Source organism: Haladaptatus marinus (assembly GCF_051194195.1).
In genome coordinates this window covers 269638-291250 of record NZ_JBLZNK010000006.1, presented here as the reverse complement: position 1 = coordinate 291250, position 21613 = coordinate 269638, and the positions used below count along the sequence as shown (strand labels likewise).

22 protein-coding genes are annotated in these 21613 nt (G+C 52.0%); 11 read left to right on the top strand and 11 right to left on the bottom strand.

Features of this window, described 5'->3' with window-relative positions; genetic code table 11:
- Positions 1-41: 41 nt before the first annotated feature.
- A complete protein-coding gene (locus ACN2TU_RS21385) occupies positions 42-1160 on the bottom strand; it encodes an ABC transporter ATP-binding protein (RefSeq protein WP_435158281.1) in 1119 nt (372 codons plus the stop codon).
- A gap of 232 nt (positions 1161-1392) precedes the next feature.
- Positions 1393-2169 (bottom strand): SDR family NAD(P)-dependent oxidoreductase, encoded by a 777-nt coding sequence (locus tag ACN2TU_RS21380; RefSeq protein ID WP_435158280.1) that lies wholly within the window; start codon positions 2167-2169, stop codon positions 1393-1395.
- A gap of 184 nt (positions 2170-2353) precedes the next feature.
- Here ACN2TU_RS21380 and ACN2TU_RS21375 point away from each other — a divergent pair, with 184 nt between their 5' ends.
- Together ACN2TU_RS21375 and ACN2TU_RS21370 are read left to right on the top strand one after the other, a co-directional pair.
- Entirely contained in the window at positions 2354-3208 is an 855-nt protein-coding gene (locus tag ACN2TU_RS21375; protein WP_435158279.1) for a beta-keto acid cleavage family enzyme, read from the top strand.
- Positions 3209-3701: 493 nt separating this feature from the next.
- Complete coding sequence (locus tag ACN2TU_RS21370) at positions 3702-4469, top strand: IclR family transcriptional regulator (RefSeq protein WP_435158430.1); 768 nt, start codon at positions 3702-3704, stop codon at positions 4467-4469.
- A 605-nt stretch (positions 4470-5074) separates the two neighbouring features.
- Here ACN2TU_RS21370 and ACN2TU_RS21365 read toward each other — a convergent pair.
- Positions 5075-5755 (bottom strand): IS6 family transposase, encoded by a 681-nt coding sequence (locus ACN2TU_RS21365; protein WP_435158278.1) that lies wholly within the window; start codon positions 5753-5755, stop codon positions 5075-5077.
- Positions 5756-5881: 126 nt separating this feature from the next.
- Between ACN2TU_RS21365 and ACN2TU_RS21360 the strand changes: the two genes are divergently transcribed.
- Positions 5882-6274 (top strand): DUF6788 family protein, encoded by a 393-nt coding sequence (locus ACN2TU_RS21360; protein ID WP_435158276.1) that lies wholly within the window; start codon positions 5882-5884, stop codon positions 6272-6274.
- A gap of 293 nt (positions 6275-6567) precedes the next feature.
- Positions 6568-7032 (top strand): nuclear transport factor 2 family protein, encoded by a 465-nt coding sequence (locus tag ACN2TU_RS21355; protein WP_435158274.1) that lies wholly within the window; start codon positions 6568-6570, stop codon positions 7030-7032.
- 168 nt (positions 7033-7200) lie between these two features.
- Here ACN2TU_RS21355 and ACN2TU_RS21350 read toward each other — a convergent pair whose 3' ends face one another.
- Positions 7201-8058: a 3-hydroxyacyl-CoA dehydrogenase family protein gene (locus ACN2TU_RS21350; protein WP_435158272.1), complete on the bottom strand. Its 858-nt coding sequence runs from the start codon at positions 8056-8058 to the stop codon at positions 7201-7203.
- Between the two features lie 125 nt (positions 8059-8183).
- On the opposite strand from ACN2TU_RS21350, the gene ACN2TU_RS21345 reads away from it, so the two are divergent.
- Positions 8184-8624, top strand: coding sequence for a PaaI family thioesterase (locus ACN2TU_RS21345; protein WP_435158271.1), 441 nt, complete (start codon positions 8184-8186; stop codon positions 8622-8624).
- Positions 8625-8825: 201 nt separating this feature from the next.
- Here the strand turns inward: ACN2TU_RS21345 and ACN2TU_RS21340 are convergent, their stop codons facing one another.
- The 3 genes from ACN2TU_RS21340 to ACN2TU_RS21330 are packed head-to-tail and all read right to left on the bottom strand — an operon-like array spanning position 8826 to position 11411.
- The gene (locus tag ACN2TU_RS21340) at positions 8826-9242 is read right to left on the bottom strand and encodes a MaoC family dehydratase (protein WP_435158270.1); all 417 of its coding nucleotides are present in this window, start codon (positions 9240-9242) and stop codon (positions 8826-8828) included.
- Positions 9242-9700: an FAS1-like dehydratase domain-containing protein gene (locus ACN2TU_RS21335; RefSeq protein ID WP_435158268.1), complete on the bottom strand. Its 459-nt coding sequence runs from the start codon at positions 9698-9700 to the stop codon at positions 9242-9244. The genes ACN2TU_RS21340 and ACN2TU_RS21335 overlap by 1 nt, the downstream gene beginning before the upstream one ends.
- A gap of 52 nt (positions 9701-9752) precedes the next feature.
- Positions 9753-11411, bottom strand: a complete 1659-nt coding sequence (locus tag ACN2TU_RS21330) for an AMP-binding protein (RefSeq protein WP_435158267.1) — start codon at positions 11409-11411, stop codon at positions 9753-9755.
- A 232-nt stretch (positions 11412-11643) separates the two neighbouring features.
- Here ACN2TU_RS21330 and ACN2TU_RS21325 point away from each other — a divergent pair, with 232 nt between their 5' ends.
- Together ACN2TU_RS21325 and ACN2TU_RS21320 are read left to right on the top strand one after the other, a co-directional pair.
- Positions 11644-12447 carry an enoyl-CoA hydratase/isomerase family protein gene (locus ACN2TU_RS21325; protein ID WP_435158265.1) on the top strand — a complete coding sequence of 268 codons (804 nt, stop codon included), beginning with the start codon at positions 11644-11646 and terminating at the stop codon, positions 12445-12447.
- A gap of 1 nt (position 12448) precedes the next feature.
- Complete coding sequence (locus ACN2TU_RS21320) at positions 12449-13228, top strand: enoyl-CoA hydratase/isomerase family protein (RefSeq protein ID WP_435158263.1); 780 nt, start codon at positions 12449-12451, stop codon at positions 13226-13228.
- A 22-nt stretch (positions 13229-13250) separates the two neighbouring features.
- On the opposite strand, the gene ACN2TU_RS21315 is transcribed toward ACN2TU_RS21320, so the two are convergent.
- The gene (locus ACN2TU_RS21315) at positions 13251-14378 is read right to left on the bottom strand and encodes an acyl-CoA dehydrogenase family protein (RefSeq protein WP_435158261.1); all 1128 of its coding nucleotides are present in this window, start codon (positions 14376-14378) and stop codon (positions 13251-13253) included.
- Positions 14379-14483: 105 nt separating this feature from the next.
- On the opposite strand from ACN2TU_RS21315, the gene ACN2TU_RS21310 reads away from it, so the two are divergent.
- Both ACN2TU_RS21310 and ACN2TU_RS21305 read left to right on the top strand, forming a co-directional pair.
- Positions 14484-15656, top strand: coding sequence for a thiolase domain-containing protein (locus ACN2TU_RS21310; RefSeq protein ID WP_435158259.1), 1173 nt, complete (start codon positions 14484-14486; stop codon positions 15654-15656).
- On the top strand, positions 15653-17074 hold the full coding sequence (locus ACN2TU_RS21305) for a zinc ribbon domain-containing protein (protein WP_435158258.1): 1422 nt from the start codon (positions 15653-15655) through the stop codon (positions 17072-17074). Before ACN2TU_RS21310 ends, ACN2TU_RS21305 begins: the two co-directional genes overlap by 4 nt.
- A 6-nt stretch (positions 17075-17080) precedes the next feature.
- On the opposite strand, the gene ACN2TU_RS21300 is transcribed toward ACN2TU_RS21305, so the two are convergent.
- Positions 17081-17866, bottom strand: coding sequence for an SDR family NAD(P)-dependent oxidoreductase (locus ACN2TU_RS21300; RefSeq protein ID WP_435158256.1), 786 nt, complete (start codon positions 17864-17866; stop codon positions 17081-17083).
- Positions 17867-18477: 611 nt separating this feature from the next.
- On the opposite strand from ACN2TU_RS21300, the gene ACN2TU_RS21295 reads away from it, so the two are divergent.
- Positions 18478-19233 carry an IclR family transcriptional regulator gene (locus ACN2TU_RS21295; RefSeq protein WP_435158255.1) on the top strand — a complete coding sequence of 252 codons (756 nt, stop codon included), beginning with the start codon at positions 18478-18480 and terminating at the stop codon, positions 19231-19233.
- A gap of 23 nt (positions 19234-19256) precedes the next feature.
- Here ACN2TU_RS21295 and ACN2TU_RS21290 read toward each other — a convergent pair whose 3' ends face one another.
- Complete coding sequence (locus ACN2TU_RS21290) at positions 19257-20117, bottom strand: amidohydrolase family protein (protein ID WP_435158254.1); 861 nt, start codon at positions 20115-20117, stop codon at positions 19257-19259.
- 98 nt (positions 20118-20215) lie between these two features.
- Between ACN2TU_RS21290 and ACN2TU_RS21285 the strand changes: the two genes are divergently transcribed.
- Positions 20216-20611 (top strand): cupin domain-containing protein, encoded by a 396-nt coding sequence (locus tag ACN2TU_RS21285; RefSeq protein WP_435158253.1) that lies wholly within the window; start codon positions 20216-20218, stop codon positions 20609-20611.
- A gap of 6 nt (positions 20612-20617) precedes the next feature.
- Here ACN2TU_RS21285 and ACN2TU_RS21280 read toward each other — a convergent pair whose 3' ends face one another.
- Positions 20618-21541 carry a TIGR03619 family F420-dependent LLM class oxidoreductase gene (locus tag ACN2TU_RS21280; RefSeq protein ID WP_435158251.1) on the bottom strand — a complete coding sequence of 308 codons (924 nt, stop codon included), beginning with the start codon at positions 21539-21541 and terminating at the stop codon, positions 20618-20620.
- Positions 21542-21613 lie beyond the last annotated feature (72 nt).

Genomic DNA, 21613 nt, shown 5'->3' with positions numbered 1-21613 from the left:
GATGGTGGTAAGAAAATCAGGGTTCAGCGTACACCGTCTCGTCAGAGAACTGCCTGACCATCCGAGTTGTTGAAGAGGTGGATCCGCTCAGGAAGGAACTCAATGTTCACGAAATCGCCTCGTTCGACATCCATTCCCTCATCAACGACAACAATGACCCGCTCACCATTCTTATCGAGGTGAAGAATATACTCGTCTCCTGCAGTTTCGACTACCGCAACCTCCATACGGACAGTTCGGTTGTTATCGCTTTCTAGTGAATCATTCCCCCGGACAATGAAGTGCTGAGGGCGGATTCCGAGTATGTATTTTGCTCCTTCTGTCGTACGTTCATGAATATGAGAGACTCTTTCTTCACCCGTTTGGAGAGTGATTTCGTGAATGTCTGTGTTGAGAGTAACAGCGTCGTTTGTCTGAGTAACCTCACAGTCGAGGAAGTTCATACTTGGAGTACCGATGAAATCTGCAACGAACTTATTCGCGGGATTGTTGAACAATTCCTGCGGTTCTGCTAACTGTTGAATACAACCTTGGTGAACAACGGCCACTCGATCACTCATCGTCATTGCTTCAATCTGATTGTGGGTCACATACACCGTCGTGACGTCCAATTCTCGCTGTAGTTCAACCAGGGTTGCACGCATTTCGACGCGAAGTTTTGCGTCAAGATTAGCAAGGGGTTCGTCAAGTAAGAACACTTTGGGATCTCGAACGAGACTCCGACCAAGGGCTACACGCTGTTGTTGCCCACCCGACAGAGCCTGGATTTCCCTATCAAGTAGCTCCTCTATTTGGAGCATCTCTGCGGCTTCTTCAACCCCCTCATTACGTTCTTGTTTTGGCATCCCCTGCATTTTTAGCCCGAACTCCATGTTACCACGAACGGTCATATTCGGGTACAGAGCGTAGTTCTGGAACACCATCGCGATATCTCGCTGTTGTGGTGGGGTTTCGGTGACATCATCATCGCCAAACGAGATTGTACCATCCGTGACAGAAACGACACCAGCCAGCATCCGCAAGAGAGTCGATTTCCCACTTCCACTCGGGCCGACTAAGGTTACGAACTCTCCGTCTTCGATGTCTAAAGAGACATTATCGACAGCAACCACATTCTTATCATAAATTTTCGTCACATCTCCAATGCTAACTGTCGCCATGTTACAAGCCTATATTTCTTTCTAGTAGATAAACTCTGTGATACAGGAGACTATTCAAGCAGAGCCCCCTAAGAAGGGTTCGAGAATTTCTAAGCGTATGACACTGATATTGTATCTTTGGCCTTAGTAGGACTGCTGCATCTAGTGGGAAAAAGTGGAGACGGTCAATATCCGATTGGGATCAGCAGGTCAGATAATGTGGACGATGTGCACCGAGTCAGTTCTCGTACGGTCAGTACATGACCTTGCCACTTGAGACATTGATATCCTGGCCTGTAATCCGAGTCGAGTTATCTGAACAGAGAAACGCTGCAAGTTGTGCGATGTCTTTCCGCGATACTAGTTCATTCCTTGCACTTGCGTTCTCAGCTTCTTTGCGAATATCTGAATATGTTTGATTTGTTGCTTCAGCTTTCTCCTCGAACACACGTTTAATTCGAGGGCCATATACAGAGCCGGGGCAAATCGCGTTAACATTGATATTGTGTTCTCCGACTTCCGCTGCAAGGGTGCGAGTGAATCCAAGTAGACCCATCTTCGCCGTCGCATAGGGTAGTCGCTGCTCAAGTGGACGCTTCCCGGTGACGGAGGCAATATTCACGATGCGTCCGTAGGACTGGTCTTTCATGCCCGGAAGTAGCTCTCGACACATGTAGAATGGCCCACGGAGATTAACGTCGATCGTCTGATCCCATTCTTCTGCTGTGACTTCTTCGCATAGGCGCGTAGGGCCAGCAATACCTGCGTTGTTCACGAGTATCTCAACCGAATCGAATATGTCGAATATCTCGTCAATCGTCTGCTGTACATCGTCTAGTTGCTGTAAATCAGTCTTAATGGTGACCGCACGCTGTCCTTCATCCTCAACAAGTTGCTTTGTCTCCTCCATAGCAGATTCATCAATATCTGCTACCACCACATCTGCCCCGCTTGCAGCAAGTTCAATACAAATTGCTTGGCCAATTCCGCGACCGCCGCCAGTAACGACGGCTGTTCTATCTGCAACCATGTTAGATACTCTCCTGCACCAATATATAAATATACTGGCGTACCGCTCACTGTTTGAAAATGAGGAAATTCCTGCTGTTCTTGAGTACCTGCTCGCATTGTCATGCATGAGATGGATCCTCCAAAGTCAATGGATTTGCATCGTACAAAAAGTATAAGTGATCCTTCCAGCCATCTCTAAGGAGATGCCATACAATGGCTACAGCGACTACTTTGAGAAGAAACTGGTCATCAGCGTGGCGATGACTGGTGGTCATCAAGGTAAAGAAGCGAACCCGAATCTCCCGGAACAGCCTGAAGAAATCGCCCAAGACCTACAAGCGTGTGAGGAAGCTGGCGCATCCATAGCCCATATCCACGCCCGAGATACGAATGGCGATGGCACAAAGGACGTAGGCCGGTTTCAAGAAATACGAGACGCGATAGATGACTACTGCGACGAAATCCTCGTGAACTTCACCACAGGAGGTGGAGGAATCTGGTCACGGGAAGAACGAATCACGCCGATTCTTGAAACAGACCCTAAACCAGCTATAGCAACTGTTGACCTCGGCCCAGTAAACTTCGGGCAGACTCGTACTGCCGTGAACACTCGTGAGCAAAATGAGGAATATGCAAAGGCGATGCTCGATGCTGGCGTGAAACCTGAACTGGAACTATTCAATCCAGGCCATATTCCAGAGATGGAAAATCTGATTGAGCAGGATCTGCTCGAACCACCGTACTGGTGCACCCCAATTTTTGGAATGCAGAATGGGATGCCAGCTCATCCAAAGAATGTCATCAACTTCGCCGACAACCTCCCCAATGAGAGTGAGTGGCAGGTCCTTGCCCTTGGTCGTCATCAATTACCACTTACAACCATGGCGATCACCATGGGAGGACACGCCCGAGTTGGCATGGAAGACAACATTTACTACCGGAAGGGCGAGCTCGCGGAGAGTAATGCCCAATTAGTCCGGAGAACAGCACGTATCGCCGATGAATTAGAGAGGCCGGTCGCGAAACCAGCGGAGACGCGTGAACTGCTCGGCCTATGATCACCCGATAGCGAAGGGTGTACTGCCGGTAGAGGTAGGCGATGACCGATGAGGTAGTCTTTTCGGCATCGTCGAATACTCCATTAACGTTCATTTGTTATGTGATAGTGTAGTCTGCCAGTATTGAGGCCGTGAATCGGCGGGAGCGACCATTTTAAGAGGAATTACGTAGAAATTGCAATTGATCGTGCAGTGGTGATTGGTCGAGTAGGGTATGATCCGCTAAAAGGATTAGTGGATGTGCCGTAGTCAATAGAAATTCTTCGATAGTAACCCCCGTGAGAGGCGATTTGACCCCGGAATTCGAAGAATAGTGTCCTGAATTGTGAGGGAGAGGTATTTGATAATTTGGAATATTATATATGGCTTCGTGCCGCGTTTCCCTCGTTAGCGAGAAAAGGGAACTAAATACGGTTCTATTCAAAGTACGTGCTAGGAATTATATTGGTTTTCGATAATACGGAATTTTATATACCTCGAGCGGATATACCCAATTATGACCCCTGAAGACAGCCGGACGTTGAAATCGACAAAAACGACGCTCGAACTCATCGATGTACTCCAAGAGCTCGATGGAGCGAGGGTGACTGAGTTAGCAGAGGCTGTCGGGAAATCCCCTAGTACCATTCACAGTCATCTTGCGACACTTGAAGAACAGGAGTACCTGGTTAGAGAAGGCGATATCTATACTCTCGGCCTGCGATTTCTCGACTTAGGAGACTATGTGCAAAATCGGACGAAAGGATTCCGAACCGCAAAGTCATATACTGAGCAGATGGCCGATGAGACGGAGTGTCGGGCTGTATTCGTCGTTGAAGAACACGGCCGCGGAGTATATTTACACACCTACTCCGGAAAACACGCTGTGTGGCAATACTCAACAGTCGGTAAACGGTTCTATCTCCATCAAACTGCCTCAGGGAAGGCACTATTGTCTCAGGTATCGAAAGCTCGATTAGAGCAGATCATAGACCGCTGGGGCCTTCCAGCAAAGACTGAGAACACCATCACGGAACGTAGTCACCTCCTTGAGGAACTTGAGATGATTCGTGAGCGTGGTTACTCATTCAATCGAGAAGAACAATTGGATGGCGTCAAGGCAGTTGGAGTTCCCGTCTCCGACTCTAACGACCGAGTCATTGGCGCGTTCAGCGTTGCAAGCCCTGCAAATCGCATGTCCGAAGAATGGTTTGAGGACGAACTTCCCAGCATTGCACTCGGCGTAGCAAACGAATTTGAACTCGAGTTCTCTCTCTCGTAGCCGCACCTTCGAGGTCCGTTACACTACTAAGATTGTAATATCTCGGCATTCACGATGACAGAGACCTAAGCATGGAGAATCTACTCGCTTCCGCTCTACTGCAGACCATGGCATCGGCTTGAGTTCATCAGAGGAATCGAAAAAGGAAGGTTCCAAATAGTCACAAGTATACTACTGTAACACCAGCGTAAGATCAATGACAGGTGAGCAAGATGGTTGTGGATGTACGGTTGGCCGTGTAGCTGATAAGTATGAGATGCCAAATGCCGATTCTCGGCTCATAGAGAAATGGCAAAGCGGAACAAACGTCCGGCAAATCACTGAGGAATTGAATTAGGCCATTATCAAATCCGAGTTGAGCGTCGCGAACATTGGACGAGTTGAGTGGAGCCGATCACTAGTTTATTCAGCGACAAAATACTTATTCGCTTAGATGTGAAGTTTGCCAGACAAACGCATACAATGGCGTGATGGTCGTCATCGCTCTGCTCCAACACCCTGTGTAGGTGTGTGGTTATCTAGATATTAACCAACAGAGCTAAACCCTCTCACGATCAAATTGTTGGTTAAGGAAACCAACACCGATGCCGGAACAACGGCACTGTCTAGTTTAGCTCCTCTTCGACAGGCGTTCGATTGTTGAACGATTGATGCGGTCGCTGATGGTTATAGTAGTGCTCAAACTGTTCAAGCCACCGCTGGACGCTTGGCCGACTGCCCACCCACGACGTATGGAAGCGGTCGATCCGCTGTTTGAGCGTGTGTAACCACTTTTCGATCAGGTTCCGTTCTGTGTAGTCGAGCCGACCGCTCAACCCAATTCGAAAGAGGGCAGTCCGATAGCCGTAGCCATCAACGAGAAACACAGTGTCTGAGAGATCGTGTTTCTCGGCCAATCCAGACAGAAACGCAGCCGCTTGATCGGTCCCATGCCGATCAAATACGTTGACATCGAGCAGTAACTTTGTTTCTGTGTCTATTGCAGCGTACACCCAAGACCACTCGCCGTTGATTTTGACAGCGGTTTCGTCCACCGTGACCCGCGTCGGAGCTGCCGACGGCGGGTTGGAGGCGTTGTCAGATACCCGATGAAACCATTGAAAAATCGCTTGATGCGACCGTTTTACGCCGAGGAGCGCAAGAATCGCTTTTGTTTTCCTGAGCGAACAACCGGTCGCGTGGAGCCGGACGGCGAACGCCCTGACGGGCGTCGCCGTCCGCTCACGCTCCCAGCATTCAAGCGTAGCCGTGTCTAAACTCTTTTTGAGCAGGTTTGAGAGTAGCATGAATCACTAGCTCTTCAACCTGCTCGTCCTTATCTAGACAGTGCCTTTGGTACGTAGCTATCTCAATAGTTAACCAACAAATTTATATCTCTTGTAACATAGGGTTGGTTAAGGAAATCGACACGGATGACGGAACTACCTATGCCTCAACCCTCTGATCGGCTGCCCAAGTATATCGTCGAAGGCTTGCAGAAACAAGACAGTGAGACGTTACGAGCGGTTGCGGACTACGCACAAGAGCTTCGTGTATATCGTGCTGCACAGGCCGAAACCGACCGTACAACAACCGCTGACAGACATCAGAGAGAACGGGCGACGGTTAACGAACTCGCTGCTAAAGCACAAGCGGAAGGGATCCCGGGTGATGTCGCGGACTGGAGTACGATTTCTGAAAAGGGGATCCCGACGAAAGCATCGATCGTGACGAAAACAATTAACGATAATAAATATTACTATTTCCAATGGCGAGAAGGTGACCGTATTAAATCGGAATATATCGCCCCCGTGAGTTCAAAATAAGGACTCTCGCTAACAACGTAGCTTACCATAGGTATGGGGTAACTGGCAATTAACCAACAATAGTTTGAACAAAGTCGTAGATTAAAGATAACACTTGGAAGGTTTTTCAAATTTTGATGATATGATATTAGGACGTTTGATTGATTATGTCAGTATAAGTGTAGACGAAGAACCCACGAGAATTTTATTGAGGCGAAGGCATTTCGCTTGAATCTTGGTAGATCTCATTTCGGCTTCGGCTAGTGTCCCCAAACTCCCGAAAAGTTAATCTGTCGATTACCATGTTTAAGCGTATGTCAAAGAAAGTCCGGCTAGACCGAATAGTGTCGCACTTGGAATTGCGTGAAATACGTGCGAAGTACTGCTATGCTATCGACGAGCGCGACTGGAACGAGTTTCGCACGTTGTTCACAGACGATCCGGTCCTCGACTTTGGTGCAATGGGTGTCTACAAGGGGCGGGACGGCCTCGATAGATTCATCAACGAGTTCGTCGAGAACCAACTCCTAGGTTCGGCACACCTGCTAGCGAATCCGCTCATCGAAATCGATGGCGACGAGGCGACTGGAGCATGGTACGTGAACAGTCCGATAACGTTCACTGACGGTACCGGCGCCTGGCGCCTTGGCCGATACGACGATGAGTATCGTCGTATCGACGGGCGTTGGCGGATCGACCATATTCAACTGCGATTTATTTACACAGCAGACTACGACGGCGAGACATGGAGTGACCTTTGTCTGGTTTCAAAGAGCTAAGAGCGGATATGATCCAATAAACAAGTGAGCCTTCTCACCATGACGTACTAGTGACCCCCACAGCACGATCGCTGGTCTGGAAGGACATGTCTATCAACGCTGTAGTAGACATTGCGGCGCCCGAATGAGAGCGCATCGTGAAGTTGGCCTTCTCGAGGCACCGTGATATTACTTTTCTTCGTCCCAGTTATAGAATCCCTCTCCAGTCTTAACACCGTAGTCACCGGCTCGAACCATCTTTTTTACGATCTGCGGGGGACGGTACACCTCGCTACCTAGTTCCTCAGCAAGGTACTCGCCGACCTTGACGCGGGTATCCCATCCGTTGTAGTCGCCAAGTTTCAGTGGCCCCATCGGGTGGTTGTATCCCAGCTCCATCGCTGTGTCGATATCTTCAGGAGACGCAACACCTTCTTGTACCATTCGCGCTGCTTCCATCCCCAGCACGAGGCCGAGTCGAGAGGTAGCAAATCCGGGGAAGTCGTCGACAACTATGCTTTCTCGTCCGAAGTCGGTTGCAAGCTTCTCGGCTTGTTCCACCGTCTCGCTGCTAGTATTATGGCCGGTAATGAGTTCGACCAGTTTCATCTTCACTGGAGGATTGAAGAAATGGGTGCCGAGCACACGTTCGGGATTGTCGGTGACGCTGGCAATCTCGGTTATCGACAGCGACGATGTATTTGATCCAAGCACAACATCTGAGTTCGCCTCGGTGTCCAGTTCTTTGAATATCTCCTGCTTGAGATCCATGTCCTCGCTAACAGCTTCGATGATGAACGATGCATTTTCCGTGACATCTTTCAATTCCGTCGTTCCAGTGATGCGCTCGAAGACCACGTCGGCCTCGTCAATGATGTCGCGCTCCTCCGCCTCTTGGAGGTTACGCTCGATGGTATCGAGTCCGTCTTGAACAAGATCGTCTTCAATATCACGCATGACGACATCGAACCCATTCTGGGCGGCAAGTTGTGCGATACCGTTACCCATTGTACCGGCACCGATGATACCGATTACTCTCACTGCCATACTTAATCCGTTTCTGGCAGTCGTTAAAACATTTGCCCCGTAGTCAATCTACGTGCATTCGTGTAAATCCTGATATTTCCCGAAGAGACTTACCATGTCGAGCTAAAGATAGTACTCGAAGCGATATGACCGATGAGTCCGATAGAGACCAACAGAAGGGATTTGACCTGAGCGCTGATGATCCACTGGGACAGTTACGAAAACTTGCCGAGGGTCACTCGTTCATCGATGAACTGTCCCCACAGTTCCGCTCATTCGAAGACGGCACCCTGTATATGCTGTTTCCACACCAAGAACAGTGGGTGAACCCCGGTATGGAAGGATCACTCCACGGTGGCATCGTCTGTGCTATGCTTGATACCGTCATGGGATTTGCATTGATGGGGACAGCGGCTACCACCGAGGTGAACAGTGGTCCCACGGTGAACCTTAACGTCAACTTCCTCGTCGGTGCAGACGAAGACTTCGAAGCGGTTGGCGATGTCGTTCGGATGGGCTCTTCGACGGCAGTGGTCGATGGGATCCTTCGGGGAGTGGAATCCGGCGAAACCATCGCGACTGCTTAGGGGGTCTGCCGAGTGTACGAGAAGTAGCCAAAATCGCACTAATGGGTCGAATGTCAGAGGGTCTTCTATGTACCTATGTCCAATATCATTAATACACGATCAATCAGGTTTCACAGAGCATCTCCATTCGTTCGTGGACGTGGATGTCGTCTTGATTATACGCAATAGCGATAATACGAGCACCTCCTCCTCAAACTGGAGTTACTTCCGAGGGACCCGCGCAGTCACAGTGCCGCCAACGATGACATCATCTTCTCTGCAAAGTTCGACCTCAAACTCGACGTGACCGTCGCTATTTTCAATCCACTTGTCAGCCACTGTCGCTGCAGTAGTAACCGTCTCATCCTCAAATACCATATCTTGGAAACGGACGTCAAACGATCGCAAATCAGATGGGGAGTCAAGAATGGGGACGATACTCTGAAGGAGATACGAGAGATTAGCAGGCCCTTGGTTTAACAACCCAGGATAGTCCATCTCCTCTGCGCGACGCGCATCGTAGTGTGGTGGATAGGGGTCCTGAAGAATGGCAGCTAACAACTTCATATCCGACCCAAGCAGATCCTCAACTGTCCGTGGCGGCAATTCATCACCCGGAGATAATTCCTCGTATAGCATTATTCCTCACCCATGAGCACCATGTCGGCTTCCATGTCGAACACAGGGGCGCCATCAGACATTGTCACCTCATAGACTTGGGTGACGATAGTCAGCGGACCCGTGCTTCCTTCTTTTTTGTCGACATTACTGATGTAACCGCTGACTTGGAGTGGCTGACCAGTCTCCAGAGGAGCGTGGAACTCAGCCCGTAACTGACCGAGTGCTGCACCACTGGTCCAGTCGTCCGCAAGCCGGCCCATTGTCTCCTCAATGCCACCGGTTGCCTCGACAACGATATGCTGACACATCGAGAATGGAACGAGCTGTCTCGGCTCACCGGCCACTTGGGCGGCTTCATCGTAACGAAAAGTATCCTCATCGTTACGGGTCGCGTCCGCCCAGAGATAGGCCTTCCAGTCTTCTACGGTGAACTCACCGCTGGGCAGTTCCGTACCCTCTATATTCGTCCGTGTCATGTTCTACGGGTACACCCCTCGATTATATAAATGGTAGGCGAGCTGATTTTCATCATCCTTTTGTGACAGTGACATCTGACTCTCGGCGATCCCACGCCGCATCATTGTCACGGTCGCGGAGCTTCTTCTTTTGAATCTTCTCGTTTTCGGTCTTGGGAAGTTCGCTAACGAACTCGAAGAACCGTGGTACCATGAAATACGGCATCCGATCGTTACACCACTTAGTGAATTGTTCGGGGGTTGCAGACTCTTCCTCTTCAAAGACAATAAACGCCTTGACCTCATCCTCACCACCCTCCTCTTCGGCTTCGACACCGACAACGGCCGCCTCCTGAACCGCTGGGTGTTCGAGGATGGGCTTTTCAACCTCGTAAGAGGAAATGTTCTCTCCGCGGCGACGGATAGTGTCACCCATGCGGTCGACAAAGTAGAACCAGCCGTCTTCGTCGCATCGCAATCCATCACCGGTGTGGAACCAACAGTTTCGCACCGCTTCGACCGTTTTTTCTGGCATCCCGTAGTATCCAGACGTGATGATAGAGCTGATAGTTGGCCGGATGGCGTATTCGCCCATCTTCCCCGTTTCAACGGGAAAGTCGGTTTGGGGGTCAACCAGTTTCACATCAAAGTACTCGTCGAGCAACAATCCAGCAGCGCCCTCAGGTCGCTCGACTCCATAGGGTGCAAGTACGGGCATGCAGGTTTCGGTCGTCCCGATGACCTCCGAGATGTACTCGATTCCGTATCGCTTCTCGAATTCGTCCTTGATGCCATAGGCGGTTGGCGCGGCGAAGAGACACCGAAGGTCGTTGTCATCATCGATATCACGCTCAGGTTGCTGGTAGACAAAGTCCATCATCGACCCGAGGAAATTACACACCGTCGCGCCCGTCTCGTTGAGTCGGTCCACCCAGTTAGAGGCGCTGAACTTTTCAAACAAGCAAATCTTCGCACCGGCGATAAGCGACGGGAAGACTGCCAGCACCTGTGCGTTGCTGTGGAACAGAGGATTACCTGTCATGTAGATGTCTTCGTCGGTCAGCTGAACGAGGTTTCGACACTGCTCCGCGAAGAAGTACTGATGAGAGTAGCTCTTTTGAATCGCCTTCGACGGCCCTGTCGTCCCGGAAGTCATGATTAGCGACGCGATATCCGTGAAGTGAAGGTCGACAGTCGGATTCGAGTCGTCATCGGAGATTAGCGACTCGTAGGTCGAGAAAGATAGCCCAGAGTCTGATCGCTCAACGATGTTTTCATTCTCACCGAAGACAGCAACGGATTCGAGGTGGTCGAGGGCATCTTCGATTTGAAGAAGTCGATCGACGAACGACTCATGAAATACACCGAACTCTGCCTCCACTAGGTTCGCGACGTGTGTGAGAGTCCCCTCCTTATAACTCGTATTTATAGGAACCTCGACAGCGCCAATTTTACTGAGCGCGAACCAGAGATAGAGATACTCCAGTGAATTCGGTAACATAAGAAGGACATGATCGCCCTTCTTAATACCGGCCTCGGCGAGGCCGTGGGCGAGCCGATTAACGATTCGGTTGGTTTCAGCGAAGCTGACGGTTTTATCGGTCGTTTCCCATTGTAGAAAGGTCTGCTCGCCCAGTGTTTCAGCGTGGTGTTCCAGTACGTTCGGCAAGAGCCAGTCTTTCTGGTTTTCCCATTTGAGACAAAAGTCTCCGTAGTCCTCGTAGGTCTGCATCGCGTATTAAATGTGTTTTCCAGTACAAATAGGCACCGGAGGATAAGGCATGGCTGACATTTTCTAGTCGGACTCAACACTATCTAAGCCATCAGAAATTGATGAATAGGGATTGCGATTGCCGATGGCCAGTACTTAACGACACGCACCAGTCAGAGGCGGGTACTGCCGAGTTTTAGGGTCACTCGCGGAGATACTTTCTTTATCTCCCGGGTGCAGGTGTGAAACGACCATGGATCCACGAGAGGTGGCAGCTGATAGTGAAACGATTAGTCTTCATTTCGATAAGCCAGTTGAACACGCGGTGACATTCGTCATCGACCGTCCAGAGGCGAGGAACGCGATGAACGAACAGCTCCGTTCGGATTTCAAAGCTGTATTTGATGCGCTCGAAGATTCCGAGATCCGCGCCGTCGTCCTCACGGGATCCGACGAATCTCGTTTATTCGTCTCGGGGGCAGATATTAGCGATCTGCGGGAGCGTGACGTGCTAGAGCAGCGCCATATGAGCCAACGGCGGAAGGTTTACGATGTCATCGCTAACTTTTCGCTGCCGGTCATCGCCCGGATCAACGGCTATGCTTTTGGCGGCGGTCTAGAACTTGCGTTAGCCTGCGACATTCGGGTGGCGGCTCAAGATACCAGTCTCGGTTTTCCCGAGGTCGGTCTCGGACTTATTCCAGGTGGGGGTGGCACCCAGCGACTCCCGCGGCTAGTCGGTGAGGGACAGGCCATGCGGCTCATCCTTACTGGTGATCCTGTCGGTGCGGAAGAGGCACATTCCCTTGGCTTGGTGGACGTCGTAAGCGATGACTTAGACGAGACGGTCGCCGATCTCGTCGGAAGTATCGTCGGGCATAGCCCAGTAGCATTAGAGTATGCCAAACAGGCCATCACGGCGAGTTCGAACATGGATCTCGACGAGGGCATCGAGTTCGAGACGCAACTGTTTGTCCAGCTGTTCGCCACAGAGGACAAAGACGAGGGAATAGACGCGTTTCTTGAAGATCGTGAGCCAGAATGGAGTGGTCAATAAGATGTACGACGAGATAACCTACGACGTTGACAACGGCATTGCGACGGTGATGATCGATCGACCGGATGTACATAATGCGTTCACCGAGCGGACCATCGAAGAGTTGAACGACGCTCTAGAACAGTTTCACGAGAACGAGACCGCGTACGTCGCCGTTCTCACCGGTGCCGATAATGGATTCTGCGCTGGGGCGGACGTCAATACGATGCCTGACTGGGCCGAACAATCAAAAGAGGACTACGCATCCTTTCTCGACGGCGTCCAAGATGTTGTTCGGAATCTCCGGGAATCTGCAAAGCCGACGGTCGCTGCGGTCGGTGGTCCGGCCATCGGCGCAGGCTGTGACATGGCGTTGGCTTGCGATCTCCGTGTCGTCGGTTCTGATGCCGTCCTCCGGGAAGGCTTTGTCAAGATCGGCCTCGTCCCTGGCGATGGCGGCGCGTGGCTACTTCCGAGACTCATCGGGGAGGCGAAGGCCCGTGAGTACCTATTGACTGGTCGAGACATCTCGCCCGAAGCGGCTGTGGAGATGGGACTAGCTGTCGAGATAGCTGACAACGCTCTTATCGCGGCTCGCGATATCGCCGCGGAAATCAAAGATATGCCGGCACAGGCCGTCCGGCTGACAAATCGTTTGCTCAACGGCGACGAATCCTTCGAGGACCACGCCCAGCGGGCGATAGAATACCAGTGGGACTGCATCACGGACCCCGAACACAAAGAGGCAGTTGCGGCCTTCCGCGAAAAGCGCGAGCCGGAGTTCGACCGAGATTTCAGTTAAATCGATTTCAGTCGAAAGAAAGTTAGACGAGGTCCGGCAACCCGTGTTTCTTGATGACAGCCGCAATCTGGTTCTTCTGTATCTCGTCCGTACCCGCTGCAAGGCGACGACCACGGGTCATCCGGTAGAGGTACTCAAGAGGGTGGCCCTGTTGATAGCCGTTCGCACCGTGAATCTGCAACGACTCGCTAACGATGTGTTCGGCCCGTTCCGTAGAGTGAAGTTTTGCAAGCGACGTTTCGAGCCGATCCGGGATACGCCCTTGCTCGTGGGCGTTAAGCGCCGCACGATAGGTTAGCATCCGGGACGCTTCCAACTGGGTCAGCATATCCGCAAGCTTCCATTCGATGCCCTGGAAGTCGCCGATTGGTTGGCCAAACTGCTCGCGTTGCTGGGCATAGTCGAGCGCCTTCTCGAGGGCGTTTCGCGCAAATGAATTGGCGAGTGTCGCACACCCCAACCGCTCCCAGTTGAGCGCCTTCAGCTGTTCAGTGAACGCATCCTTCCCACGGGTGAGTACGTTCTCCTCGGCAACGTCGACGTCTTCAAACCGAAGTTGGCTCTGAGTCCCACCGTGCATATTAGTGTAGTGTTCTTGGATCTCAACGCCGTCCCAGTCGAACTCTACGACAACCGATCCCAAGCCTTCAGGGAACTTTACCCAGACGACGACAGCGTCTGCATGTGTTACATTGCTTACCCAGATTTTCTCGCCATTCAGAACGAGATCGTCGCTGACCTCCGTTTGCATCGAACCAACATCGGAGCCTGCCTCGGGTTCGGAGATGGCGATAGCGATGAATGATTCACCGTCAAGGACTGCCGGCAGGTACTGATCTTTCGCATCTTCAGTCCCAAACATCTCGATTGCGCGCGGTGCTACCATCTGTTGATTGTAAATGAACTCCGCAGTGTCAGGACAAACAGCACCGACAGCTTCGATAGTAAGCATTGCCTCGAACTCGCTCATGCCACCTCCACCGTACTGCTCATCGAAGTTAATACCTAAGAACCCTTGCTTGGCCAGCAGTTCTACGTTTTCCCAGGGCGGTTCTCCATCCCATTTGAACGCCTTGTCGGCGAACTCATCGCGGGCGATGTCCTCAAGTGCAGAGAGAACCATCGTCTGTTCGTCTGTCAGCTCAAACATCGATAGAATGTATTCGACCGACCGAGTACAAAAATCCATCGAGTATTCGAACCGGTGGTGTGGGAGGGTGACAACTTATGCCACTGGAGGCGAAAATAGTGGGCGATGCGCGATGCATATCTCATTGGAGCGGGTCAGAGTGACTTCGGGGCTTTTCCCGACAAGAGCTATCTATCGCTCTTTCGGACGGCGTTCGAAAACGCCTGCGAGAGTGTCTCAAAAGAATTCGACCCTGTCAACGTTGACGAAGCATACGTAGGTAACCTGAGCATCGGCGGACGACAAATTGGACTGCCAGGACCAGCAGCAACCGAACACGTAGGACTGCATGCCATTCCCTCGGTTCGAATCGAGAATGCGTGTGCGGCGAGTGGCTATGGTGTCCGGCAGGCCGTCCAGGCCGTAAAAAGCGGCATGGCCGACGTTGTCTTGGCCGGTGGGACTGAGGTTATGAACGACCTTGGTGACGATCGAGTCCGCTACTGGCTAGGCGTCAGCGGCGAGATGGAGTGGGAGAGGATGGCCGGGACCACTTTCTCGGGCGTATTCGCTCAGATTGCCAGCGCTCACATGGCTGAATACGGTACAACCCGCGAACAACTCTCACACGTCGCTGTAAAGAGCCATGAAAACGGCGCGAAAAACCCTCATGCCCATCTCGGCCACGAATGTTCACTCGAGGACGCCGAGTCCGCGCCAACGGTGGCCGATCCGCTGACGCTTTACCACTGCTGTCCGATGTCGGACGGTGCCGCTGTGGTCCTAGTAGCCAGCGAAGAGGTCATCGACGAGTACGACGATGATCCGATCCGAATCGCAGGCGTGGGCGCAGCAAGCGATGGTGTAGGACTGTTTGAACGCAATTCCTATACCGCAATTCCTGCCTCCGAGACAGCGGTGAACCAGGCGTATGAGGACGCAGGGATGGGCCCTGATGACATTGATTTTGCCGAGGTTCACGACTGTTTTTCAATAGCAGAGATCGTTGCCTACGAAGACCTCGGATTCTGTGAGCGCGGTGAAGGCGGTGTGTTCGCCGAGCGAGGTGCAACCAAGCTCGACGGCGAACTCCCGGTTAACACCTCAGGGGGCCTCAAATCAAAGGGGCACCCCATCGGCGCGACTGGTGCCAGTCAAGTTGTAGAAGTATTCGAACAACTGCACGGCCGCGCGGGTGAGCGCCAGGTCGAAAACTCCCAAATTGCCCTGACACACAATATCGGTGGCAGCGGCGGAGCTGCCGTCGTCCATATCTTCGAGAAGGAGGGGGCAGCATGAGTGTTGGCATCGCAGGCGTCGGTGTCTACGCACCCACCAGCAGACTTTCGACAGACGAAATTGCTGAGACTTGGGGTAATGTCAACGCTCCAGGCATCGAGGCGACTGCAGTCCCGGCTGCCGACGAAGACGTCCTGACTATGGGTTATGAGGCTGCACAGCGGGCGCTCAACGCGACTGGAACGAACCCAGATGATGTGACCACCCTCATATTCGCGACGACAAACCCGCCTCTCGCAGAAGAGACACTGCTGCCCCATCTCGGAGAAATGCTGGCGCTGCCAGATGACTCCGAACTGGAATTACACACCGGATCCATCGCAGCCGGCTTGGTCGCACTCAAAGCTGGCCTGCGGGCCGTCGACGATGGGACTGCGCTCGTCGTCGCCAGCGATGCCCCACGCGGGAACCCTGACACGGCGATTGAACAGGGGGCCGGAGCAGGAGCGACTGCCTTCGTTCTGACCGTAGGCGCACCGGCCAAAGTAACCGATTGGGCGTCTTACTCGGAGCCATCGTCCGGCACACGATTCCGCCGGCGCGGTGCCCAGGTTACCGAGGGCCTCGGCATCACAGCTTTCGACCGGGATGCGTTCCGAACCGTCGTGACCGGCGCACTCGATCAACTCACCTACGATCCGGAAACCATCGGTGCCGCTGCAGTCCAAGCAACGAATGGCCGACTCCCTTATCGGATCACTGATGCGCTCCCTGTCTCGAACGAAAACCTCGCTCAGTATACAACGGTTCACAACATCGGTGATACCGGGGTTGCAAGTGTCCCACTGAGTCTCGCGTGCGCTCTTGCCGATGGAATCAGCGATATCTTGGGTATCGCGGTCGGGAGCGAGGCAACAGCGGAAGCAGTGACTATCGCGGTACATGACACCGTTCCGACCATCATTGATCTCGGTGGTACCTCCGATCTCGAATATGATGAATACCTCCGCCAGCAGGGCGAACTAAGCAAAAGAAAACCGGAAGGCGGCGGCGGGTACGTCAGTATCCCCACATGGCACCGCTCGTCCGCCCAGCGGTACCGTTTGGAGGCCGGCCGGTGCTCGGTTTGCGGTGAATTGAACCTACCGCCGAGAGGAGCCTGTAGCTACTGCCACAAACTTGCAGAGTATGCTCCCGTTCGGCTTGATCGGACAGGTGTCGTAGAGGCTGTATCCGTTATTTCGCAAGGAGGGGCGCCCCCTGAATTCTCGGAATTACAAGGACGCTCTGGTGCTTATGTGACCGGTATAGTTGCTTTCGACAGCCCAGAGGGCGACTCCGCGAGTATTCCAGCAATGTTTGTCGAGACCGACCCTGACGACGTTACTGTCGGCGACGGAGTGGAGATGACAATCAGACGAATATATGCGCAAGAGGGCGTTCCGCGGTACGGATTCAAGGTCAAACCCCAGAACTGACACTCGTCAGTTCTCGTGGTGGCGCGTACGGGCGATACGTGGGACACCTTCGACAGCGATTGTCTGGCCAAGAATATACCGGGCGGCTGGGCTAGCGAGGAACTGCGCAACGGAGGCGATTTCTGCAGGGGTGCCAATTTGACGGTCGACTTCCTCTTCGTCGATATCTTCGGCACTGATACCCATCTGACTCTTTAATCCCTCGGTGGCTACAAGTCCAGGCATGATGCCGTTTACGTGGATACCATATTTTGCCCACTCATAGGCGACTGTTCGAGTAAAGTTGTTCATACCGGACTTGGCGGCAGCGTAGTGGGCCATCTCCGGAGCACCGTCTCGTGCTGCAACGCTCGAGATATTGATTATAGTACCCCCATCGCCATTACGCATCTGTTGGCCAACAACCTGCGAGCAATTAAATGCACCGTGGAGATTAATGTCGACAATAGTTTGCCAGCCGTTTTTACTGATGTCCTCGAACGGAGACCTGAAGCTCGCGCCTGCGTTGTTCACGAGGATATCGATCGGTCCGAATGTTTTAGTTGTCGTCTCCACGAGATCTTCGATGGCACCATAGTTGGTCACGTCGCACTCGATGGGCAACGCTTCACCCTCGTAGTTCCCGTCATTGATCGCGTCGGCGACGGGGTCAACGTGCTCCTTTGACCGTGAGCAAATAACGACGTTTATACCGTTCTTAGCGAATCGTTCACCGATTGCGCGTCCAATACCGGATGACGAGCCGGTTACTACTGCTGTACTGCCGCGAATATTGTACTCCGAGGTAGTCATACGAGTTTCATATACAGGTATCAGCATCATGCATGTAAATCTATCTACTATGAACACTCCAGTATCTGCCAATGATCTCTGAAAACCCCTTTCTTTATTCAGTTGATAGAATTACCCAAGCAACTTCGGCAATGCCGAGCCCAGAGAGAGAAATCTACAATACAAACCATCCAAGAGCAAGGTGGTAAAGATGTCAAATAGAAATATTTCTTAGATCAGTACTGCTAACCCGGCAGTATTAGCAAGCGAAAGACTTCGGTAATACCGAAATATATTATGAGTAAACCGAGAGGGCTTCGTTTCCAAAGAGACCCATCCATTACAAAACTAATCATGTAATAGTTGGTCGAATGATGGAATGCTATGGAAGTTGCGTGAGATCAGATGTCGACAAAGATCGAAATGAGCGTGCTCTATAGTCGAATTCATGCAGAACAACCGGAGATCCTCGACTTTCGGTAATACCGGATTCACAGCGTTCTATCAGCGGAGAATTTATAATAATATACGATCATCACATATCACTATCAAGCGTAAAGTAAGGACAGACGAGCGTCCAAAATCCGGAATGACCGGATGATTTATTTGCTATTATCATAAATTAACTGTGTATGACCAAAGAAGGTCCCGTCAAAACTGCTCACACCGTGTTCAACGTTATCGAAGCAATCCTTGAACTGGAGGGAGCCAGATTTACGGAACTCGTTGACCATCTTGGGATGGCCCAGAGCACGCTCCACGACCATCTCAAAACGCTCGAATCGATGGGAATGCTCGTCAGGGATGGGAACGAGTATCGGGTTGGGATTCGATTTCTTGAATACGGGGAACAAACACGACAACAACGTCAGCTGTACGAAGTCGGTCGGCCACAAGTAAAGGAATTAGCCGAGGAGACCGGCGAGCACGCGAGCCTTATGATCGAGGAAAACGGCGATGGTGTCCTCCTCTGCATCGAGAAGGGCGACGTTGCCGTAAACCTTGGTGCATATGCCGGAATCCGCGTACCGCTGACCTCGAATGCACCGGGGAAAGCGATACTCGCACATCTCAACGAGGAGCGGATCGACGAGATTATCGTAGAACATGGTCTCCCCCAACTTACCAGTAAATCGATCACAGACCGGAGTGAGCTTGATAATGAGTTAATGAATATCCGCGAGCGCGGATACGCAATCGATTCAGGCGAACTCGTTGAAGGGGTTAAAGCAATTTCAGCGCCGATCGTTAGCCGCGGCGAGATACAGGGTGCCGTCACTATCGGTGGGCCAGTTAAGCGGATGAGTGGCGAGCGTTTCGACAAAATACTGCCCGATTTGCTTCTCAAGGCATCGAATATTATCGAACTCAATATATCTCACAGATGATCGCATCCTTCGCGATTGAGGGCTTAGACGCCAAAAAGGTCACGTGCGTTCTTAGACAGAAGTTTCCGCTCGATTTCGGGATCAAAATCGAGGTCATCAATCTGATTAAGCGTTTCTTCGTACTCCAAGACTGGGAAATCTGTCCCGAAGACTGCCTTGTTGCGGCCACGCGATTTGATGAAGTTCACCACGTTTTCTTCCCAATACTTTGGAGCGTGTGCCGTCGCACCGAGATAAACATTGGAATGCTTCCATGCCAGTGCCTCGAGTTCTTTCGACCAAGGCCAACCAGTGTGGCAGGCGACAATATCGAGTTCAGGAAAATCGAGTGCCAAGTCGTCGACCAAGAGAGGTTTACCGTGCTTACTCGGCATCTTCATTGCTGAATGACCGACTTGCATTACAACGGGGACGCCGAGTTCAGCGCACTTTGCGTAAAAGGGATAGTAACGACGATGATTGAGTGGCAAGTCCCACCCATATGGCTCGAGCAGGCCAGCAACGAAATCGTGGTCCTCAACGTATTCTTCGAGGCACGCGACGCCGTCCATTCCCTCACGAGGGTTGATACCGGCCATACCTCGAATGCGATCAGGATACTGCTTAGTGACCTCAGCGACCATCTCATGGGGCACGTCGATCTGCATCCCGCCATTGGGATCGCCGAACTTCAGCGCGGGGATGAATACCTGGTCGACACCGTTGCGATCCATTCTCTCAATGAACTCGTCCGGTGTCATTCCGTTATTCGGGTCATACATATCATCTTTTCCGAATATACGGGCAGCGATCCGCTGAGCCTGGGAGTTGTAGTAACGTTTCATCCCTTCCTCGGTAAATAGATTACACCAGATATCGATGACCTCTCTGTCGTGTTCCGACATAATAGATAATAACTCGGGTGGCACCTGTTTAACATTACCGATAGATCCAACAATACCCGGACCTTTTATACTATCTCGCGGCCATTCCTGAAACGAGGATGTATTCGAAGATCAATCTCGATGAAGCGCCAGACAGGACCCGAACCGATGAGGAACCAGCTGTTCGAATGCTCGGCTATGAACTCCGTGAGCGCGGCGAGTCCCGTCCCGAAGAAATGCGATTCAATTACTTCTACTATGATGCTGGGAACACAGTCCGCCGTCATACACAGAAAGAGCAGGAAGAGTTATTCTTCGTTGTGAAAGGGCGCGCGACAATGGAAGTCGGTGAGGAGGAATTCGAGATCAATTCGGGCGACTTTGTTGTCGTCGACCCTGGCCCATGGCGGCAGATTCACGCCCACGAGGATACGGAAATATTCGCGGTCGGAGCCCCGAATGTCCGCGATGATGCGGTTTTCGAAGCAGATGTCGAAGAGACAACCCGCGAATGACTCACCTCAGAATGCCTCGATAATTTCATCGCCAAACTGTTGCATCAGATCAAGCTGCTCGTCGATATCGGTAGTGAAGAAGTCAACAATGAGACGCGTGGTGCCAGCCTCGCGGTAGGCCTCTATGTCTGCAATGATGTTCGACGCAGAACCTTGGAGCAGCCGATCATCGTCGGCATCGGGATTAATGTTAACGGGGCGTAGCACACCGATATCGGGTTCTCCGTCGCGGTCGTAGTCCCTCCAAGCGTTCATGATGCGCTCGCGCGCGGCGGCAACATCATCAGGATGATCCCATAGTGTGGACCATCCGTCGCCGAACTCGGCAATACGACGGAACGTCGCACCAGATTTTCCACCGATCCAGACCGGAATGTCACCGGATGGTTGAGGATAGAATCCGACTTCGTCAAACTCGTAGAAATCGCCGGTATAGTCCGTAACGCCCTCTTCCTGAGCGAGATCGAAAATTTCGAGGAACTCGTCGGTTCGCTTACCCCGTTCCTCAAAGGGAACATCAAGCGCGTCAAATTCGGGTTTAAGCCATCCGGGGGCGACACCGAAATCGAACCGACCGCCAGAGAGCACGTCCAACGAGAAAATATTCTTTGTCAGTACAAGCGGATGGCGGCATGGCGCTGCAACCACGTTCGTTCCCAGCATAATATCGTCGGTGACTGCTGCCAGTTGTGACAGCACCTCAAAAACATCGAAGAGGCTCGTCGTTGTGTCGAAAGGTGGTTTGCCTGTCTTGGAGAACTCGTAGTCGGTCGGTATCTCCCCTGGGTAAACGATGTGATCTCCGGCGACGAGTACGTCGAAACCACTCTCTTCAGCGACTTGTGCGCTCCGCGCAAAGACGTCTGGGAGTTCTTCGTCCGGGATTCCATACGAATTACTCGTCGCGGACAGCATCACACCAAATTCCATATTGCTACTCTTCCGCATGTGATAGATATCATAAGGGGTGTTCAATTAGCTCTTTTGGTTAGTCCAACGATT

What these genes read in the sequence shown, in the direction of transcription:
- ACN2TU_RS21385 (WP_435158281.1), bottom strand. Translation starts at nt 1,160, where the DNA reads ATGGCGACAGTTAGCATTGGAGATGTGACGAAAATTTATGATAAGAAT.
- ACN2TU_RS21380 (WP_435158280.1), bottom strand. Translation starts at nt 2,169, where the DNA reads ATGGTTGCAGATAGAACAGCCGTCGTTACTGGCGGCGGTCGCGGAATT.
- ACN2TU_RS21375 (WP_435158279.1), top strand. Translation starts at nt 2,354, where the DNA reads ATGCCATACAATGGCTACAGCGACTACTTTGAGAAGAAACTGGTCATC.
- ACN2TU_RS21365 (WP_435158278.1), bottom strand. Translation starts at nt 5,755, where the DNA reads ATGCTACTCTCAAACCTGCTCAAAAAGAGTTTAGACACGGCTACGCTT.
- ACN2TU_RS21360 (WP_435158276.1), top strand. Translation starts at nt 5,882, where the DNA reads ATGACGGAACTACCTATGCCTCAACCCTCTGATCGGCTGCCCAAGTAT.
- ACN2TU_RS21355 (WP_435158274.1), top strand. Translation starts at nt 6,568, where the DNA reads ATGTCAAAGAAAGTCCGGCTAGACCGAATAGTGTCGCACTTGGAATTG.
- ACN2TU_RS21350 (WP_435158272.1), bottom strand. Translation starts at nt 8,058, where the DNA reads ATGGCAGTGAGAGTAATCGGTATCATCGGTGCCGGTACAATGGGTAAC.
- ACN2TU_RS21345 (WP_435158271.1), top strand. Translation starts at nt 8,184, where the DNA reads ATGACCGATGAGTCCGATAGAGACCAACAGAAGGGATTTGACCTGAGC.
- ACN2TU_RS21340 (WP_435158270.1), bottom strand. Translation starts at nt 9,242, where the DNA reads ATGCTATACGAGGAATTATCTCCGGGTGATGAATTGCCGCCACGGACA.
- ACN2TU_RS21335 (WP_435158268.1), bottom strand. Translation starts at nt 9,700, where the DNA reads ATGACACGGACGAATATAGAGGGTACGGAACTGCCCAGCGGTGAGTTC.
- ACN2TU_RS21330 (WP_435158267.1), bottom strand. Translation starts at nt 11,411, where the DNA reads ATGCAGACCTACGAGGACTACGGAGACTTTTGTCTCAAATGGGAAAAC.
- ACN2TU_RS21325 (WP_435158265.1), top strand. Translation starts at nt 11,644, where the DNA reads ATGGATCCACGAGAGGTGGCAGCTGATAGTGAAACGATTAGTCTTCAT.
- ACN2TU_RS21320 (WP_435158263.1), top strand. Translation starts at nt 12,449, where the DNA reads ATGTACGACGAGATAACCTACGACGTTGACAACGGCATTGCGACGGTG.
- ACN2TU_RS21315 (WP_435158261.1), bottom strand. Translation starts at nt 14,378, where the DNA reads ATGTTTGAGCTGACAGACGAACAGACGATGGTTCTCTCTGCACTTGAG.
- ACN2TU_RS21310 (WP_435158259.1), top strand. Translation starts at nt 14,484, where the DNA reads ATGCGCGATGCATATCTCATTGGAGCGGGTCAGAGTGACTTCGGGGCT.
- ACN2TU_RS21305 (WP_435158258.1), top strand. Translation starts at nt 15,653, where the DNA reads ATGAGTGTTGGCATCGCAGGCGTCGGTGTCTACGCACCCACCAGCAGA.
- ACN2TU_RS21300 (WP_435158256.1), bottom strand. Translation starts at nt 17,866, where the DNA reads ATGACTACCTCGGAGTACAATATTCGCGGCAGTACAGCAGTAGTAACC.
- ACN2TU_RS21295 (WP_435158255.1), top strand. Translation starts at nt 18,478, where the DNA reads ATGACCAAAGAAGGTCCCGTCAAAACTGCTCACACCGTGTTCAACGTT.
- ACN2TU_RS21290 (WP_435158254.1), bottom strand. Translation starts at nt 20,117, where the DNA reads ATGTCGGAACACGACAGAGAGGTCATCGATATCTGGTGTAATCTATTT.
- ACN2TU_RS21285 (WP_435158253.1), top strand. Translation starts at nt 20,216, where the DNA reads ATGTATTCGAAGATCAATCTCGATGAAGCGCCAGACAGGACCCGAACC.
- ACN2TU_RS21280 (WP_435158251.1), bottom strand. Translation starts at nt 21,541, where the DNA reads ATGGAATTTGGTGTGATGCTGTCCGCGACGAGTAATTCGTATGGAATC.